The 14,743-nt window shown below is 75.1% G+C and carries 12 protein-coding genes and 1 pseudogene; 10 read left to right on the top strand and 3 right to left on the bottom strand.

The window, feature by feature from the left end:
- Positions 1 to 11 precede the first annotated feature (11 nt).
- Positions 12 to 596, top strand: coding sequence for an exonuclease (locus tag FHX75_RS21090; protein ID WP_154942096.1), 585 nt, complete (start codon positions 12 to 14; stop codon positions 594 to 596).
- 39 nt (positions 597 to 635) lie between these two features.
- Here the strand turns inward: FHX75_RS21090 and FHX75_RS21085 are convergent, their stop codons facing one another.
- Entirely contained in the window at positions 636 to 1,370 is a 735-nt protein-coding gene (locus tag FHX75_RS21085) for a Type 1 glutamine amidotransferase-like domain-containing protein (RefSeq protein WP_154942095.1), read from the bottom strand.
- Between the two features lie 69 nt (positions 1,371 to 1,439).
- The gene (locus FHX75_RS21080; protein ID WP_246158410.1) at positions 1,440 to 1,979 is read right to left on the bottom strand and encodes a MarR family winged helix-turn-helix transcriptional regulator; all 540 of its coding nucleotides are present in this window, start codon (positions 1,977 to 1,979) and stop codon (positions 1,440 to 1,442) included.
- 52 nt (positions 1,980 to 2,031) lie between these two features.
- On the opposite strand from FHX75_RS21080, the pseudogene FHX75_RS21075 reads away from it, so the two are divergent.
- A pseudogene (locus tag FHX75_RS21075) lies at positions 2,032 to 2,805 on the top strand (EamA family transporter); the annotation flags it as partial.
- Positions 2,806 to 2,891: 86 nt separating this feature from the next.
- Here FHX75_RS21075 and FHX75_RS31750 read toward each other — a convergent pair.
- On the bottom strand, positions 2,892 to 3,341 hold the full coding sequence (locus FHX75_RS31750; RefSeq protein ID WP_246158407.1) for a hypothetical protein: 450 nt from the start codon (positions 3,339 to 3,341) through the stop codon (positions 2,892 to 2,894).
- 174 nt (positions 3,342 to 3,515) lie between these two features.
- On the opposite strand from FHX75_RS31750, the gene FHX75_RS21070 reads away from it, so the two are divergent.
- The 8 genes from FHX75_RS21070 to valS all read left to right on the top strand — a co-directional run bounded on the left by FHX75_RS21070 (position 3,516) and on the right by valS (position 14,680).
- Positions 3,516 to 4,025, top strand: coding sequence for a SigE family RNA polymerase sigma factor (locus FHX75_RS21070; protein ID WP_154942093.1), 510 nt, complete (start codon positions 3,516 to 3,518; stop codon positions 4,023 to 4,025).
- On the top strand, positions 4,022 to 4,501 hold the full coding sequence (locus tag FHX75_RS21065) for a hypothetical protein (protein ID WP_154942092.1): 480 nt from the start codon (positions 4,022 to 4,024) through the stop codon (positions 4,499 to 4,501). Before FHX75_RS21070 ends, FHX75_RS21065 begins: the two co-directional genes overlap by 4 nt.
- A 110-nt stretch (positions 4,502 to 4,611) precedes the next feature.
- Positions 4,612 to 6,105, top strand: a complete 1,494-nt coding sequence (locus FHX75_RS21060; RefSeq protein WP_154942091.1) for a DNA-3-methyladenine glycosylase 2 family protein — start codon at positions 4,612 to 4,614, stop codon at positions 6,103 to 6,105.
- Positions 6,102 to 6,611, top strand: a complete 510-nt coding sequence (locus FHX75_RS21055; protein ID WP_154942090.1) for a methylated-DNA--[protein]-cysteine S-methyltransferase — start codon at positions 6,102 to 6,104, stop codon at positions 6,609 to 6,611. Before FHX75_RS21060 ends, FHX75_RS21055 begins: the two co-directional genes overlap by 4 nt.
- Positions 6,612 to 6,648: 37 nt before the next feature.
- Complete coding sequence (locus FHX75_RS21050; RefSeq protein WP_154942089.1) at positions 6,649 to 8,454, top strand: ABC transporter ATP-binding protein; 1,806 nt, start codon at positions 6,649 to 6,651, stop codon at positions 8,452 to 8,454.
- Positions 8,451 to 10,325 carry an ABC transporter ATP-binding protein gene (locus tag FHX75_RS21045; protein ID WP_154942088.1) on the top strand — a complete coding sequence of 625 codons (1,875 nt, stop codon included), beginning with the start codon at positions 8,451 to 8,453 and terminating at the stop codon, positions 10,323 to 10,325. Before FHX75_RS21050 ends, FHX75_RS21045 begins: the two co-directional genes overlap by 4 nt.
- Positions 10,326 to 10,518: 193 nt before the next feature.
- Complete coding sequence (locus tag FHX75_RS21040; protein WP_154942087.1) at positions 10,519 to 12,060, top strand: trypsin-like serine protease; 1,542 nt, start codon at positions 10,519 to 10,521, stop codon at positions 12,058 to 12,060.
- Positions 12,061 to 12,115: 55 nt separating this feature from the next.
- Positions 12,116 to 14,680 carry a valine--tRNA ligase gene (gene valS / locus FHX75_RS21035; protein WP_154942086.1) on the top strand — a complete coding sequence of 855 codons (2,565 nt, stop codon included), beginning with the start codon at positions 12,116 to 12,118 and terminating at the stop codon, positions 14,678 to 14,680.
- Positions 14,681 to 14,743 lie beyond the last annotated feature (63 nt).

Raw genomic sequence — 14,743 nt, 5'->3', positions numbered from 1 at the left:
AGCCTGCCCGGATGACGAGCGGGGCGGACGAGCGGCTGCCGGAGCTCTACGTGGCGGTGGACGTCGAGGCGGACGGTCCGATCCCCGGCCCGTACAGCATGATCTCGCTGGGCATGGCGGTGGCCGGGCGGCCCGACCTCATCTTCTACACCGAGCTGAAGCCGATCTCCGATGAGTTCGTGCCGGCCGCCCTCGCGGTCTCCGGGCTCGACCGGGACCGGCTGCTGCGGGAGGCGCCCACCGCCGAGGAGGCGATGGCCGCCGCCGCGAGCTGGGTCAACGGGCTGCGCCGGATCGGCCGGCCGGTCTTCCTGGCCGCGCCCGCCGTCTGGGACGGCATGTTCGTGCACTGGTACTTCGTCCGGTTCACCGGCCGCAGCCCGTTCGGCGCGACCGGCTCCGGCGTGGACCTGCGCAGCTGGTGGATGGGGCGGACCGGCTGCGAGTGGGTGCGGACCCGCAAGGGAATCATCAAGCACGAGCTGGGCCTGACCGACGTGCCGCACACCCACCACGCCGGGGAGGACGCGGCCGAGCTGGCCCAGGTCTTCGACGCCGCGCTCCGGCACCGCCCCGGGCGGGCCGAGGCGGGCTGAACCGGGCCGCGCCGTCCGCGTAACCGAAGGGACCGGCGCTCAGGCGGTGAGCAGCCGGGGTTCGATCCGGGTCTCCCGGGCGCCGCCCGCGCCGTCCGGGGTCAGCTCGTACGCGGCCACGCCCTCGCGGTCGGCGACCGCCTCGGCGAGCCGGGTACCCCGGTAGACCAGCCCCACTCCGTCGTCGGTGCAGTGGCTGACCGGCAGGATGCCGTCGCCGACCAGCCGGTGCATCAGCGGGCGGCGCTGCTCCTCGCTGTCGTAGTGCACCCCGTTGCCGTACGGCAGCCACCCGAGGCCGTCGGTGAAGGCGCGCAGCGTGCGGCCGAAGCTGTCGGTGGCGCCGCCGACGTGCCAGCAGATCGAACCGGCGGAGACGCCGCCGAGCACCACGCCGGCCTCCCAGCACTCGCGCAGGATCTCCGGCAGGCCGTGCACCCGCCAGACGGCGCAGAGGTTGGCGACGCTGCCGCCACCGACCCAGATGATGTCCTGGGCGAGCAGGTGGGCGCGGATGTCGTCGACGGTCGGCATCGGGAACAGCGCCAGGTGGGAGGGGCGGAACCGGGTGCCGGCGAAGGCGCCGTAGAAGACGGTGAACGCGGTGGGCTGGTCGCCGACGGCCTGGTTGAGGTAGCAGATCTTCGGCTCGTCGGCCCCGGCCAGCTCGGCCATCAGGTCGAAGACCGGCCCGGGCTTCGCGTCCCAGGGGCCACGGTCCCGGCTGGTGAAGCCCATGCTGGTCGCGACGATGGTGGGTTCGCTGGCGGGCACGGATGATCCTTCCGTCGGGCGGGTGACGCCCCCCATCCTGCGTCATCGCCCGCCCGGCCGTCGGCCCGGTCAGCCCGCTTCGGCGGCGGCGAGCAGCGCGCGCAGCAGGTCGCCCAGGCGGGCCTGGTCCGCCGGGGGCAGCGCGTCGAGGATCCGTCGCTGCACCGCCAGGCCCGCCTCGGCGGCCTCCTCGACCGCGCGGCGGCCGGTGTCGGTCAGGGTCACCCGCAGGCCCCGCCGGTCGGCGGGGTCGGGCGCGCGGCGCAGCAGCCCGGCCCGTTCCAGCCGGTCGAGCCGGCCGGTCATCCCGCCCGAGGTGAGCATCAGCGCGGCGGCCAGCTCCTTCGGCGCCAGCGTGTACGGCTCGCCGCTGCGACGCAGCGCGGCCAGCACGTCGAACTCGCCCCGGCCGATGCCCCAGTCGGCGTAGACCCGCTCCTGCGCGTCGCCGACGATCCGGGCCAGCCGGTAGATCCGGCCGAAGACCGCCATCGGCTCGGGCCGCATCCCGGCGCGCTCGCGCCGCCACTGCTCGACGATGAGGTCGACGTCGTCCCGGTCGGTCACCCCCGGATTGTGCCCCACGTCGCCCTTCCACTTTTCTCTCACGGGTGATTAGCTTAGCACTAAGCTACTTACTGCAAAGAGAATCGAGTGCCCGATGAGCCGTCGCCGCACCGACATCGCGTTGACCGCCCTCGCGCCCACCGTCTGGGGCACCACCTACCTGGTCACCTCCGAGCTGCTGCCGCCGGACCGGCCGCTCTGGTCCGGCGCGCTGCGGGCGCTGCCCGCCGGGCTGCTGCTGCTCGCGCTGACCCGCCGCCGGCCGCACGGCTCCTGGTGGTGGCGGGCCGCCCTGCTCGGCGCGCTGAACATCGGCGCGTTCTTCCCGCTGCTCTTCCTCGCGGCGTACCGGCTGCCGGGCGGCACGGCCGCCGTGCTCGGCGCCGCCCAGCCGCTGCTCGTCGCCGGCCTCACCGTGCTGGTGCTGCGGGACCGGCCGCACCGGCTCGCCCTGCTGGCTGCCCTGGCCGCCCCGCTGGGCGTCGCGCTGGTCGTGCTCCGGCCGGACGCCGGCACCGACCCGCTCGGCGTGGCCGCCGGCCTGGCCGGCACCGCCGCGATGGCCACCGGGCTGGTGCTCACCCGCCGCTGGGGCCGCCCGGCCGGGATCAGCACCCTCGCCGCGACGAGCTGGCAGCTCACCGCCGGCGGCCTGCTGGTCACGCCGGTCGCCGTCACGGTCGAGGGCGCGCCGCCGGCCCCGGACGGCCCGGCCCTGCTCGGGTACGCCTGGCTCGGGCTGGTCGGCACCGCGCTGGCGTACGTGCTGTGGTTCCGGGGCGCGGCGCGGCTGCCGTTGACGCAGGTCTCCGTGCTCGGCGCGCTGAGCCCGCTGACCGCCGCCGCGCTGGGCTGGATCGTGCTGGACCAGGCGCTGAGCCCGACCCAGCTCACCGGCTTCGCGCTGGCGGTGGGGGCGATGGTGGTGGCGCAACTGCCCGCCCGCCCGGCGGGTCAGCCGGCCAGGCGCCAGTCCGCCCCGAGGGTGTCGGCCTCCGGCAGCGCCCCGGCGGGCAGCTCGGCCGCCGCGGCCAGCGGCAGGGTGAACCGGTGCGCGGCGGACGGGCCGGCAGCGTGCGACTCGCCGAGCATCCAGCGCACCTCGTCGGCCGTCCAGCCCAGCCCGCGCCGGCCGGCGATCTCGCGGACCAGCCGCAGCCCCGGGCGGGTGTCGTCGTCGTAGAAGCGCATGCACCAGTGGTGCGCCCACATGCCCAGCGCCCGCACGCCGGCCGGATCCAGCGACGCGGCGAGCCGGCCGCACGCCGTCTCCCCGAAGGGGCGCCCCGGCTCACCGACCCGGTCCCGCTCGATCGCCCCGTACGCCGCCGGCGCCACCGCCCGCATCCGGTCGTAGAAGCCCTGCACCACCGCGCGGTCGAGCCGTGCCCGCCCCGACCGCATCAGCGGGCACCCCGCCCGGCCACGCTCGCCATCGCCCCCGCACCCTTCTTGAGTTGGTGGCCGGACCGTACCGACCACTACCGACAATTTCTCGCGTCCAATTCCTTGCCACGCAACGGATAGCTGGCCCGAGCTGCGGCGTCTGTATCGGTAGGAGCGGACCGGGGAGGATGCGTGGACGAGGACGAACGGGCCCGGCTGGCCGAGTTCGTGACGAGCCGTACGCCGGCGCTGATGCGGGTCGCGTACCTGCTCACCGGCGACCGGCACGCGGCGGAGGACCTGGTCCAGTCGGCGCTGGCGCGGACGATCCCGCGCTGGCGGTCGCTGCGCAACGCCGATCCCGAGGGCTACCTGCGCACGGTCATGTACCGGGAGCAGGTGAGCTGGTGGCGGCGGCTGCGCCGATACCGGGAGTCGCTGCTCACCGGCGCGCACGAGGTGCCCGCCGCCGATCCCAGCGGCGGCACCGACCTGCGGCTGGCCATGCGGGCGGCGCTGCGGCACCTGCCGCCGGCGCAGCGGACCGTGGTGGTCCTGCGCTACTACGAGGACCTCACCGAGACCCAGGTGGCCCAGGTGCTGGGCTGCTCGGTCGGCACCGTCCGCAGCCGTACCCATCGCGCCGTCTCCCGGCTGCGCGAGCTCCTGCCGGATGTCGAACTCCTGGAGGTACGGCGATGACGTCCCCCCTCGAAGACCTGATCCGCGACACCCTGACCGACCTTGCCGAGGAGGCCCCGACAGTGCAGGACCAGTTGCCGCCGGCGGAACGACGAGCCCGGACCCGACGCCGCGCCACGGTGACCATGGGCGCGGTGGGCACGCTCGCCGCCGTCCTGATCGCCGCCCCGCTCGCCATCGCCCAGACCGGCCCGGACACACCCCGGCCGGCCGCCCCCACCGCTCCGCCGACGCCCTCGCCGCGCCCGGCCGAGCCGACCCCCTCCCCCCGCTCGACGGAGACACCCGCACCACGGCCACCGCTGCCCGCCCCGTCCACCCCGCCGGCGCCCCGGCCGACGGCCACGCCCAGCCCCGCCGCGCCCGCGCCCGGCCGGCCGTCGGGCCCGCCACGCCCCGTCCCGACCCCACCGACGGCGACGCCGAGCCCGATAGGCACCGAGTTGCCGCCGCCGGGCCGGCCGTCGCCGCGCTGATCCCCCGGCCCGACGCCCCGGGACGCGCCGCGCCCGGGGCGTCGGGCGTCACCACGCTCACGTCCGATTCCCGCGAGCCATCGGCCTGAACGGCGGGCATCATCGGTGGCGTGGAGTTGGACTTCGAACGGTGCTACCGGGCCGTGGACAGCCGTGACCAGCGCTTCGACGGCTGGTTCTACACCGGCGTGACGTCGACCGGGATCTACTGCCGGCCGTCCTGCCCGGCGATGACGCCGAAGCGGCAGAACGTCCGGTTCTTCCCGTCGGCCGCCGCCGCGCAGGGCGCCGGGCTGCGCGCCTGCCGTCGCTGCCGCCCGGACGCGGCGCCCGGCTCGCCGCAGTGGGACGTCCGGGCCGACGTGGTGGGCCGGGCCGTCCGGCTGATCGCCGACGGGGTGGTCGACCGGGACGGCGTACCGGGGCTGGCCACCCGGCTCGGCTACACCGAGCGGCACCTGCACCGGATGCTCCGCGCCGAACTGGGCGCCGGCCCGCTGGCGCTGGCCCGGGCCCAGCGGGCGCAGACCGCCCGCACCCTGATCGAGACGACCGGGCTGGGCATGGCGGAGATCGCCTTCGCGGCCGGGTTCGGCAGCGTCCGGCAGTTCAACGACACGGTCCGCGAGGTCTTCGGCACCGCCCCGTCGGAGCTGCGGGTGGCGCGGGGCGGCCGGCCGGTGGCCGGCGGCGCGGGAACGATCACGCTGCGGCTGGCGTACCGGCCACCGTTGCACGCCGCCGCGCTGCTGGACTTCCTCGCCCTCCGCGCGCTGCCCGGTGTGGAGGAGGTACGCGACGGGACGTACCGCCGGGGGTTGCGACTGCCGCACGGCGCCGCGGAGGTGGCGCTGACCCCGGCGGCCGGCCACGTCTCGGCGACCCTGCGCCTGGCCGACATGCGCGACCTGGCCCCCGCGGTGGCCCGCTGCCGCCGGCTGCTCGACCTCGACGCGGACCCGCAGGCCATCGACGAGACCCTGGCCGCCGACCCGGCCCTGGCCGCCGCGGTCGCGGCCGAGCCCGGCATCCGCCTGCCCCGCGCGGTGGACGGCTTCGAGGCGGCCCTGCGCGCCGTGGTCGGCCAGCAGGTCTCCGTCCGCTCCGCCCGCACCACCCTCACCCGCCTCCTCACCGCCGCCCCCGTCCCGCAGCCCCCCGTCGATCACGAGGTCGACGGCGATGTGGAGCTCCAGAGCCCCGGTCATGCTCATGATCGGCCGGGGCTGCGGGGGTTCCTCCGGGCGGAGGAGGTGGCGGGGTTGCCGGACTCCGCGTTCGGGATGCCGGCGGGGCGGCGGGAGACGGTGCGCGCGCTGGCCCGGGCCGTCGCCTCCGGCGAGATCGACCTCGACCCGGGCGGGGACCGGGAGGAGGTGGTCCGGCGACTGACCGCCGTGCCCGGGATCGGGCCGTGGACCGCCGGCTACGTGGCCATGCGCGCCCTCGGCGACCCGGACGTCCTGCTCCCCACCGACCTGGCGGTACGCCGGGGCGCCGCCGCGCTCGGCCTGCCCACCGACCCGAAGACCCTCGACACCCACGCCGAACGCTGGCGCCCCTGGCGCTCGTACGCGGTGATCCGACTCTGGAGAGCAGCATGAGCATCGACAGCACCGTCATCGACACCCCCGTCGGCCCGCTGAGCATCCTGGCCGGCCCGGACGGGGCCGTCCGGGCGGCCGGCTTCACCCCGGCCCCGGAGAACCTGCTCCCGCTGGTGCACCCGAGCCTGCGCGGGGCGCTGCGGCACCGCACCGACCTCGGCCCCGTCACGGTCGCCGTCCGGTCCTACCTGGACGGTGACCTGACCGCCATCGACGGGGTGCCGGTGCGGCAGCACAGCGGCGGGGCGTTCATGACGCACGCCTGGGAGGTGCTGCGCGAGGTGAAGCCGGGCGACCCGGTGACGTACACCGGGTTCGCCGGGCTGGCCGGCCGGCCGGCCGCCGTACGGGCGGCGGCAGCCGCCTGCGCCCGCAACGCCGCCGCCCTCTTCGTCCCCTGCCACCGGGTGCTGCGCACCGACGGGACGCTCGGCGGCTACCGCTGGGGGCTGGACGTCAAGGAATGGCTGCTCGGTCACGAACGGCGGCTGACGGCAAGCTGACACCGGCGCGGCCGTCATCTGACGCTACCGTCGGGTAGTGCCCGCGCAGCGCGACGGCGACCCGACCCACCGGGTGGACGCCCGGCCGCGCCCGCTGCACAACCTCCGGCGACTGGGCCCCTACCTGCGCCCGTACGCGGGCGAGTACTGCTGGCTGCTGCTCGCGGCGCTGGCCGCCACCGCGGCCAGCCTGGCGGTGCCGCTGGTGGTGCAGCGGGTGGTCGACGGCCCGATCGCCCGGCACGACGTCGACGGGCTGCTCCGCCTCGGCGGCCTGGCCCTGCTGCTCGGGCTCGCCGAGGCGGTGCTGATCTTCATCCGGCGGTGGACCCAGTCCTCCTCCTCGGTGGGCATGGAGTCCGCGATCCGCGCCGACATCTACGCCCACCTGCAACGGCTTCCGGCCGGCTTCCACGACCGGTGGCAGTCCGGCCAGCTGCTCTCCCGGATCACCAGCGACCTGTCGGTGATCCGCCGGTTCCTCTCCTTCGGCCTGCTCTTCCTGGTGCTCAACCTGGTCACCTACCTCGCGGTGGTGGCCCTGCTGATCCGGCTGCACGGCCCGCTGGGGCTGCTGGTGGCGGCCAGCGCGGTGCCGCTGTTCCTGATCAGTCGCCGGTTCGCCCGGCACTACCACGCCGCGTCCCGTCGGATGCAGGACCAGCAGGGCGACGTGGCCACCCTGGTCGAGGAGACCGCGCAGGGCCTGCGCACCATGAAGGCGTACGGGCGGGGGCCGGAACTGGCCGCCCGGTTCGGCGCGCGGGCCCGGGCGCTGCACGACACCGGCGTCGACAAGGCCCGGCTGCTGGCCCGTACCTCCGCGCTGTTCGACCTGGTGCCCAACCTGACCCTCGGCGTGGTGCTGGTCTGCGGGGCGGCGCTCGCCGCCCGGGGCACCCTCACCATCGGCGAGCTGGTCGCCTTCGTCAGCCTGCAACTGATGCTGATCTGGCCGGTGCAGTCGCTGGGCTGGATCATCGCGAACGCCCAGGAGGCGGCGACCGCGGCCGACCGGATCCAGGAGGTGCTGGACACCCCGCCGTCCATCGTGGACGCTCCGCACGCGGTCACGCTCGCCCCGGCGGCGGTGCGGGGCCGGCTGCGCTTCGAGGGCGTCTCGTTCCGCTATCCGGGCGCACCCGAGCCGGTGCTGCGGGAGGTCGAGCTGACCGTGGAGCCGGGCGAGACGCTGGCGCTGGTGGGCGCGACCGGTAGCGGCAAGAGCACCCTGCTCTCCCTGGTGCCCCGGCTGCACGAGGTGACCGGCGGGCGGATCACCCTGGACGGGCACGACCTGCGCGACCTGCGGCTGGCCTCGCTGCGCCGGCTGGTCGGGGTGGCCTTCGAGGAGCCGACGCTCTTCTCCATGTCGGTCTGGGAGAACCTCACCCTGGGCCGCCCGGACGCCGATGAGGAGGAGGTCCGGGCCGCGCTGGCGCTGGCCCAGGCCGACTTCGCGTACGACCTGCCGTGGGGGCTGGCGACCCGGGTCGGCGAGCAGGGGCTGTCGCTCTCCGGCGGGCAGCGGCAACGGCTCGCGCTGGCCCGGGCGGTGCTCGGCCGGCCCGCGCTGCTCGTGCTGGACGACCCGCTCTCCGCCCTGGACGTGCACACCGAGGCGCTGGTCGAGGCGGCGCTGAGACGGGTGCTGCGGGACACCACCGCGCTGCTGGTGGTGCACCGCCCGTCGACCGTCGCGCTGGCCGACCGGGTGGCGCTGCTCGACGGGGGCCGGATCGCCGCGGTGGGGCGGCACTCCGAGCTGCTGGCCACCGTGCCGGCGTACCGGGCGGTGCTCTCCGCCGAGCCGAACTCCGCGCCCGGTCTGGTGCGCTCGTGACACTCCGGCTGCCCCGGCAGCGGGCCGAACCACCGGAGGAGTCCCGCTGGCGGGGGCTGGCCACTGACCCGGACGCCGACCGCAGCCGCGCCGAGGACACCGCACCCGAGGCGGTGGCCCGGCTGCGCGCCCGCAGCCGGGTGCTCCTGGGTGAGCTGCTGCGCCCGCACCGGGGCCGGCTGGGCCTGGCGGTGGGCCTGCTACTGGCGCAGAACGCGGCCGCGATGTCCGGGCCGTACCTGGTCATGCTCGGCATCGACCGGGCCATCGCGCCGCTGCGGGCCGGCGACGCGCGCCCGCTGGCCACCGTCGCCGGCGCCTTCGTGGTCGCGGCGGTGACCGAGTACGCGGCCCGGCGCGGCTTCCTCACCCTCTCCGCGCGGATCGGCCAGGCCGTCCTGCTGGAGCTGCGCCGGCGGGTGTACGGACACTTCCTGCGCCTCTCCGTCGGCTTCCACGAGCGCTACACCTCCGGCCGGGTGGTGTCCCGGCTGACCAGCGACCTGGAGTCCATCGCCGAGCTGGTCGACGGCGGCATCGACAGCCTGGTGACCGCGGCGCTGTCGGTGCTCTCCGTGGCCGCCATCCTGCTCTGGCTGGACCTGCCGCTGGCCGCGGTCACCCTGCTCGCCTTCCCGTTCCTCTACCTGCTCTCCCGCTGGTTCGCCCGGGCGTCGGCCGACGCGTACCGGCGCAGCCGGGAGGCGGTGGCGCTGGTCATCGTGCACTTCGTGGAGTCGCTGCGGGGCATCCGCGCCGTGCAGGCGTACCGCCGGGAACCGCGCAACCAGCAGATCTTCGGGGCGGTCAACGACGGGTACCGGCGGGCCAACCTGCGGGCGTTCCGGCTGATCGCCACCTACTCGCCGGGAATCAAGGTGATCGGCAACGTCACCGTCGCGGTGGTGCTCGGGTACGGCGGCTGGCGGGTGCTCGGCGGCGCGACGGAGGTGGGGGTGCTCGCCGCCTTCCTGCTCTACCTGCGCCGTTTCTTCGAGCCGATGCAGGAGCTGAGCCAGTTCTACAACTCGTTGCAGTCGGCGACGGCGGCGCTGGAGAAGCTGGCCGGGGTGCTCGACGAACGGCCCGGCGTACCCGAACCGGCGCAGCCGGTGCCGCTGCCCACCGGGCCGGGGCGCGGGGCGGTGGCGTTCCGGTCGGTCTCCTTCGGCTACCGGCCGGGCACGCCGATCCTGGTCGGGCTGGACCTGCGGGTGCCGGCCGGGCAGACGGTCGCGCTGATCGGGCCGACCGGGGCCGGCAAGTCCACCGTCGCCAAGCTGCTGGCCCGCTTCCACGACCCCGACAGCGGCAGCGTCGAGCTGGACGGGATCGACCTGCGCGACCTGGCCGATCCGGAGCTGCGCCGCGCGGTGGTGCTGGTGACCCAGGAGAACCACCTGTTCAACGGCACGGTCGCGGAGAACATCCGGTTCGGCCGTCCCGGCGCCGACGACGCGGCGGTGCAGGCCGCCGCGCGGGCGATCGGCGCGCACGACTTCATCGCCGCGCTTCCCGACGGGTACGCCACCGAGGTGCACCGGCGCGGCGGCCGGCTCTCCGCCGGGCAGCGGCAGCTCGTCGCGTTCGCCCGGGCGTTCCTGGCCGACCCGCGGGTGCTGATCCTCGACGAGGCGACCTCGTCGCTGGACGTGCCGACCGAGCGGCTGGTGCAGCGGGCGCTCGCCACCGTGCTGCGCGACCGCACCGCGCTGGTGATCGCGCACCGGCTCTCCACGGTCGAGACCGCCGACCGGGTACTGGTCCTCGACGGCGGTCGGGTGGTGGAGGACGGACCGCCCGCGCGGCTGGCCGCCGCCGGTGGCCGGTACGCCGCCCTGCACCGGCAGTGGCGCGACTCGCTGGTCTGAACCGCCGGTCCCCGGGCGCCGTCGCGACGACGCGGGCAACCCGGGGACCCGTCGCCCGGCTAGACTGCCGCTCGTCGATCGGCCCGGCGATCGCCCGAGGGCGACGTCCGGTGGGACCGGTCAGGCACAGCCGAACACACGGGGAGGTTGCGGCGTGCGGATCCGACGACGAGTGGTTGTCGCGGCGGCATTGGTGATCAGCACGGTGGGCGCGGGGACTGTCGCGCTGACCAGGGAGGGCGACACCGGTGCCACACCGACCGCCGTCTCGGCGGCCGGCGACCTGTCGGCGACGGCCGGTGCCGCCCCGGCGGACACGCCGCCCAGCGCGGACAGCGGCATCGGCAGCCGGGCCGGGGCGAAACGCTCCACGTCGGACGCCCGACCGGTCACCGCCGTCGGGCGGCCCGCCGTTGAGGTGGCGAAGGACGCACCGGCCTCGGTGGCCTACCTGAGCGACCGCTACCGGATCAGCCAGGACGAGGCCGCCCGCCGGGTCGCCCTCCAGGAATTCTCCGCGCCGCTCGCGGCCACCCTCGCCGCGACATACCCGGCCGAGTACGCCGGCATGTGGCTGGACCAGGCCGGCGGCGGCGTACTGACCATCGCGGCCACCGACCCGGCCCCGGTCACCAAGGCGGTCGCCGGGGTGCCGGACGCCGTCCACGTCAAGGTCGTCCCGGTGCGCCACTCGCTGCGCGAGCTCACCGAGGCGGCGACCCGCGTGGCCGGCGCGCTCGGTGCGACCGCGGGCACCGACGTGGTGGTCGACGAGCAGGCCAACGAGGTCGTGGTGCTCACAGGCGGCGCGGTCGCGGCGGACGACGCCCGACTGGCCGGCGCGATCGAGGCCGCCGGGGTGCCGGCCCGGAGCCGACAGCTTCCGCCCTCGATCGAGAAGTGGTGCGACCCGCGCTACTGCGCCCAGGCGCCGATGCGTGGCGGCATCCGGCTGGACGTGCCCCGGGACGACGACACGGTCGGCGGCTGCACCAGCGGCTTCAACCTGCGGGCGCGGTCCGGGCGGTACTACGTGCTGACCGCCGGGCACTGCGTGGTCGGCGGGCGGCACCAGGAGGTCGACAAGACCTGGCACCAGTTCCTCGGACCGAAGGTGCCGGTCGGCGTGGAGTCCACCAGCCCGGTGCTCGCCGAGAACACCACCACGTACGACTACGCGGTGATCCCGTACCAGGACGGCGCGATCGACCGGTGGGCGTACCCGCGGCGCAGCGGCGGCGACCAGGCCAGCCTGGTCAACTACTTCTGCGTGACGGACAACCCGGCCTGCGCCACCAGGGGCAGCCGCGACGTGAAGATCACCGGGTACACCCCCTACAGCGCGGTGCAGATCGGTTGGGTCGTCTGCGCGACCGGCTCGGGGTACACGCCGAAGGCGGGCGAGGTGTACGTCGACTCGGGGGCGGGCGCCGGTTACGTTCCCGGCACCCGCTGCGGCACGGTCACCAGCAAGACCAACGGCCGCATCAACGTGCGGGTCTGCGCCCGCCCCGGTGACAGCGGCGGCCCGCTCTTCACCGAGTCCGACGGCCGGGCGCTCGGCATCCTGAACGACGGCGACCCGGGCAGCGGCGCCTGCACGAACCCGAACGAGCAGAACTTCTACATGCCGGTCTCCACCATCCTGGACCGGGTGAACGCCAACACCGGCCTCGGCATCCAGCTCGCCACCCGCGGCCCGCTGCTCAACCCGATCGGCTCCACGAACCGTTAGGCGACACCGCGGATAAGCCGTGGGCAGGGCGACGCGGGCTGCCTACGATCGACCGATGACTGATACGGCGAGGACGGCCCGCGCCGGCGTCCCCGAGCGTCCGACCCTGGACGGGCTCGAGGAGACCTGGGCGCGCCACTGGCAGGAGGAGGGCACGTACGCGTTCGACCGCTCGAAGGAGCGGTCGGACGTGTACGCGATCGACACCCCGCCGCCGACCGTATCGGGCGAGCTGCACATGGGGCACGTCTTCTCGTACACGCACACCGACATGGTGGCCCGCTTCCAGCGGATGCGCGGCCGGACGGTCTTCTACCCGATGGGCTGGGACGACAACGGCCTGCCCACCGAACGACGGGTGCAGAACGTCTACGGGGTGCGCTGCGACCCGTCGCTGCCGTACGACCCGCACTGGCAACCGCCGGCGACGCCGGTGAGCGAGGAGCGGCGCAAGGACCCGACGCCGATCGACCGGCGCAACTTCGTGGCGCTGTGCGAGCGGCTGACCGCCGCAGACGAGCAGGTCTTCGAGGCGCTGTGGCGGCGGCTCGGGCTGTCGGTGGACTGGTCGCTGACGTACACGACGATCGGGCGGGTGGCGCGGGCGACGAGCCAGCGGGCGTTCCTGCGCAACCTGGCGCGGGGCGAGGCGTACCAGGCGGAGGCGCCGACGCTTTGGGACGTCGGCTTCGCCACCGCGGTGGCCCAGGCGGAGCTGGAGGACCGGGAGCGGCCCGGGGCGTACCACCGGCTGCGGTTCGCCGGGCCGGGCGGGCGTGAGGTGCTGATCGACACCACCCGCCCGGAGCTGCTGCCGGCCTGCGTGGCGCTGGTCTGCCACCCCGACGACGAGCGGTACGCGGACCTGGTGGGCAGCTCGGTGCGTAGCCCGGTCTTCGCCGTCGAGGTGCCGGTGCGCGCGCACCCGGTGGCGGACCCGGCCAAGGGCACCGGCATCGCGATGGTCTGCACCTTCGGTGACCTGACGGACGTGACCTGGTGGCGGGAGCTGCAGCTGGACACCCGGGTGGTGATCGGCCGGGACGGCCGGCTGCTGCCGGAGCCGCCGCACGGGGTGCCGGCCGAGCCGTACGCCGCCCTGGCCGGGCAGACCGTCAACGGGGCCCGGCGGACCATGGTGCAGCTGCTGGCCGACGCCGGTGACCTGGTCGGCGAGCCGCGCGCGATCACCCACCCGGTGAAGTTCTACGAGCGCGGCGACCGGCCACTGGAGATCGTCTCGACCCGCCAGTGGTACCTGCGCAACGGCGGGCGGGACGCCGGCCTGCGGGAGCAGCTGCTGGCCCGGGGCGGCGAGCTGCGCTGGGTGCCGGAGCACATGAAGCACCGGTACGACCACTGGGTCGGCGGGCTGACCGGTGACTGGCTGGTCAGTCGGCAGCGCTTCTTCGGGGTGCCGGTGCCGGTGTGGTACCGGCTCGACGACGCTGGCGAGCCGGACTGGTCCCACCCTCTCACACCGGGCGAGGCGATGTTGCCGGTCGATCCGTCCAGCGATCCGGCGCCCGGTTTCGAGGAGTCGCAGCGCGGGCTGCCGGGTGGCTTCGTCGGCGACCCGGACGTGCTGGACACCTGGGCGACCTCCTCGCTGACCCCGCAGATCGTCGGCGGGTGGGAGACCGACCCGGACCTGTTCAGCCGGGTCTTCCCGATGGACCTGCGCCCGCAGGGGCAGGAGATCATCCGGACCTGGCTCTTCTCCACCGTGGTCCGTGCCCACCTGGAGCACGGCGTGCTGCCCTGGCGGGACGCGGTGCTCTCCGGCTGGATCCTCGACCCGGACCGGAAGAAGATGTCCAAGTCCAAGGGGAACGTGGTCACCCCGATGGCGCTGCTGGAGCAGCACGGCTCCGACGCGGTGCGGTACTGGGCGGCCAACGGCAAGCCCGGCATGGACCTGGCCTTCGACCCGGCGCAGATCAAGGTGGGCCGGCGGCTCGCCACCAAGCTGCTCAACGCCTCCCGGTTCGCCCTGGGGCTGGGCGCCGCGGACGCGCTGCGCGCCCCGGCCACCGCGCCGCTGGACACCGCCATGCTCGCCGAACTCTCCGGCGTGGTCGCCGCCGCGACGTCCGCCTTCGACTCGTACGACCACACGGCGGCGCTCCAGGTCACCGAGGCGTTCTTCTGGCGGTTCTGCGACGACTACATCGAGCTGGTGAAGGAGCGCGCCTACGGCTCCGGGCCGGGTGCCGAGTCGGCCCGGGCGGCGCTGGCCACCGCGCTGTCGGTGCAGTTGCGGCTCTTCGCCCCGGTCCTGCCGTACGTGGCCGAGGAGGTCTGGTCGTGGTGGCGGTACGGCTCGGTGCACCGGGCCACCTGGCCGACCACGTACGAGGTGGGGCGGGCGGTCGAGGGCACCGCCGACCCGCACCTGCTGCGGCTGGCCGGGGACGCGCTCGGCCAGGTGCGCCGGGCCAAGTCGGAACGGAAGCTGTCCATGAAGGCGGAGGTGCCGCTGGCCGAGGCGCTCGGCCCCGCCCCCTTGCTGGAGCAGCTCACCCTGATCGCCGACGACCTCCGCGCCGCCGGCCGCATCGCCAAACTCGACCTCCTCCCCGACCGCACCCCCGAACTGGTCATCGCCTGCGCCTTCTGACCTCCCCGAGATGCGCGCAGTTTCAGAGAAAGAGTGGCCATTCAGCACGCTGAGGCCACTCTT

It is taken from the genome of Micromonospora palomenae (genome assembly GCF_007829925.1).
GTDB lineage: Bacteria > Actinomycetota > Actinomycetes > Mycobacteriales > Micromonosporaceae > Micromonospora > Micromonospora purpureochromogenes.
The sequence above is the reverse complement of the archived record's forward strand: the minus strand, read 5'-3'. Positions and strand labels throughout refer to the sequence as shown.

What these genes read in the sequence shown, in the direction of transcription:
- FHX75_RS21090 (WP_154942096.1), top strand. Translation starts at nt 12, where the DNA reads ATGACGAGCGGGGCGGACGAGCGGCTGCCGGAGCTCTACGTGGCGGTG.
- FHX75_RS31750 (WP_246158407.1), bottom strand. Translation starts at nt 3,341, where the DNA reads ATGCGGTCGGGGCGGGCACGGCTCGACCGCGCGGTGGTGCAGGGCTTC.
- FHX75_RS21065 (WP_154942092.1), top strand. Translation starts at nt 4,022, where the DNA reads ATGACGTCCCCCCTCGAAGACCTGATCCGCGACACCCTGACCGACCTT.
- FHX75_RS21055 (WP_154942090.1), top strand. Translation starts at nt 6,102, where the DNA reads ATGAGCATCGACAGCACCGTCATCGACACCCCCGTCGGCCCGCTGAGC.
- valS (WP_154942086.1), top strand. Translation starts at nt 12,116, where the DNA reads ATGACTGATACGGCGAGGACGGCCCGCGCCGGCGTCCCCGAGCGTCCG.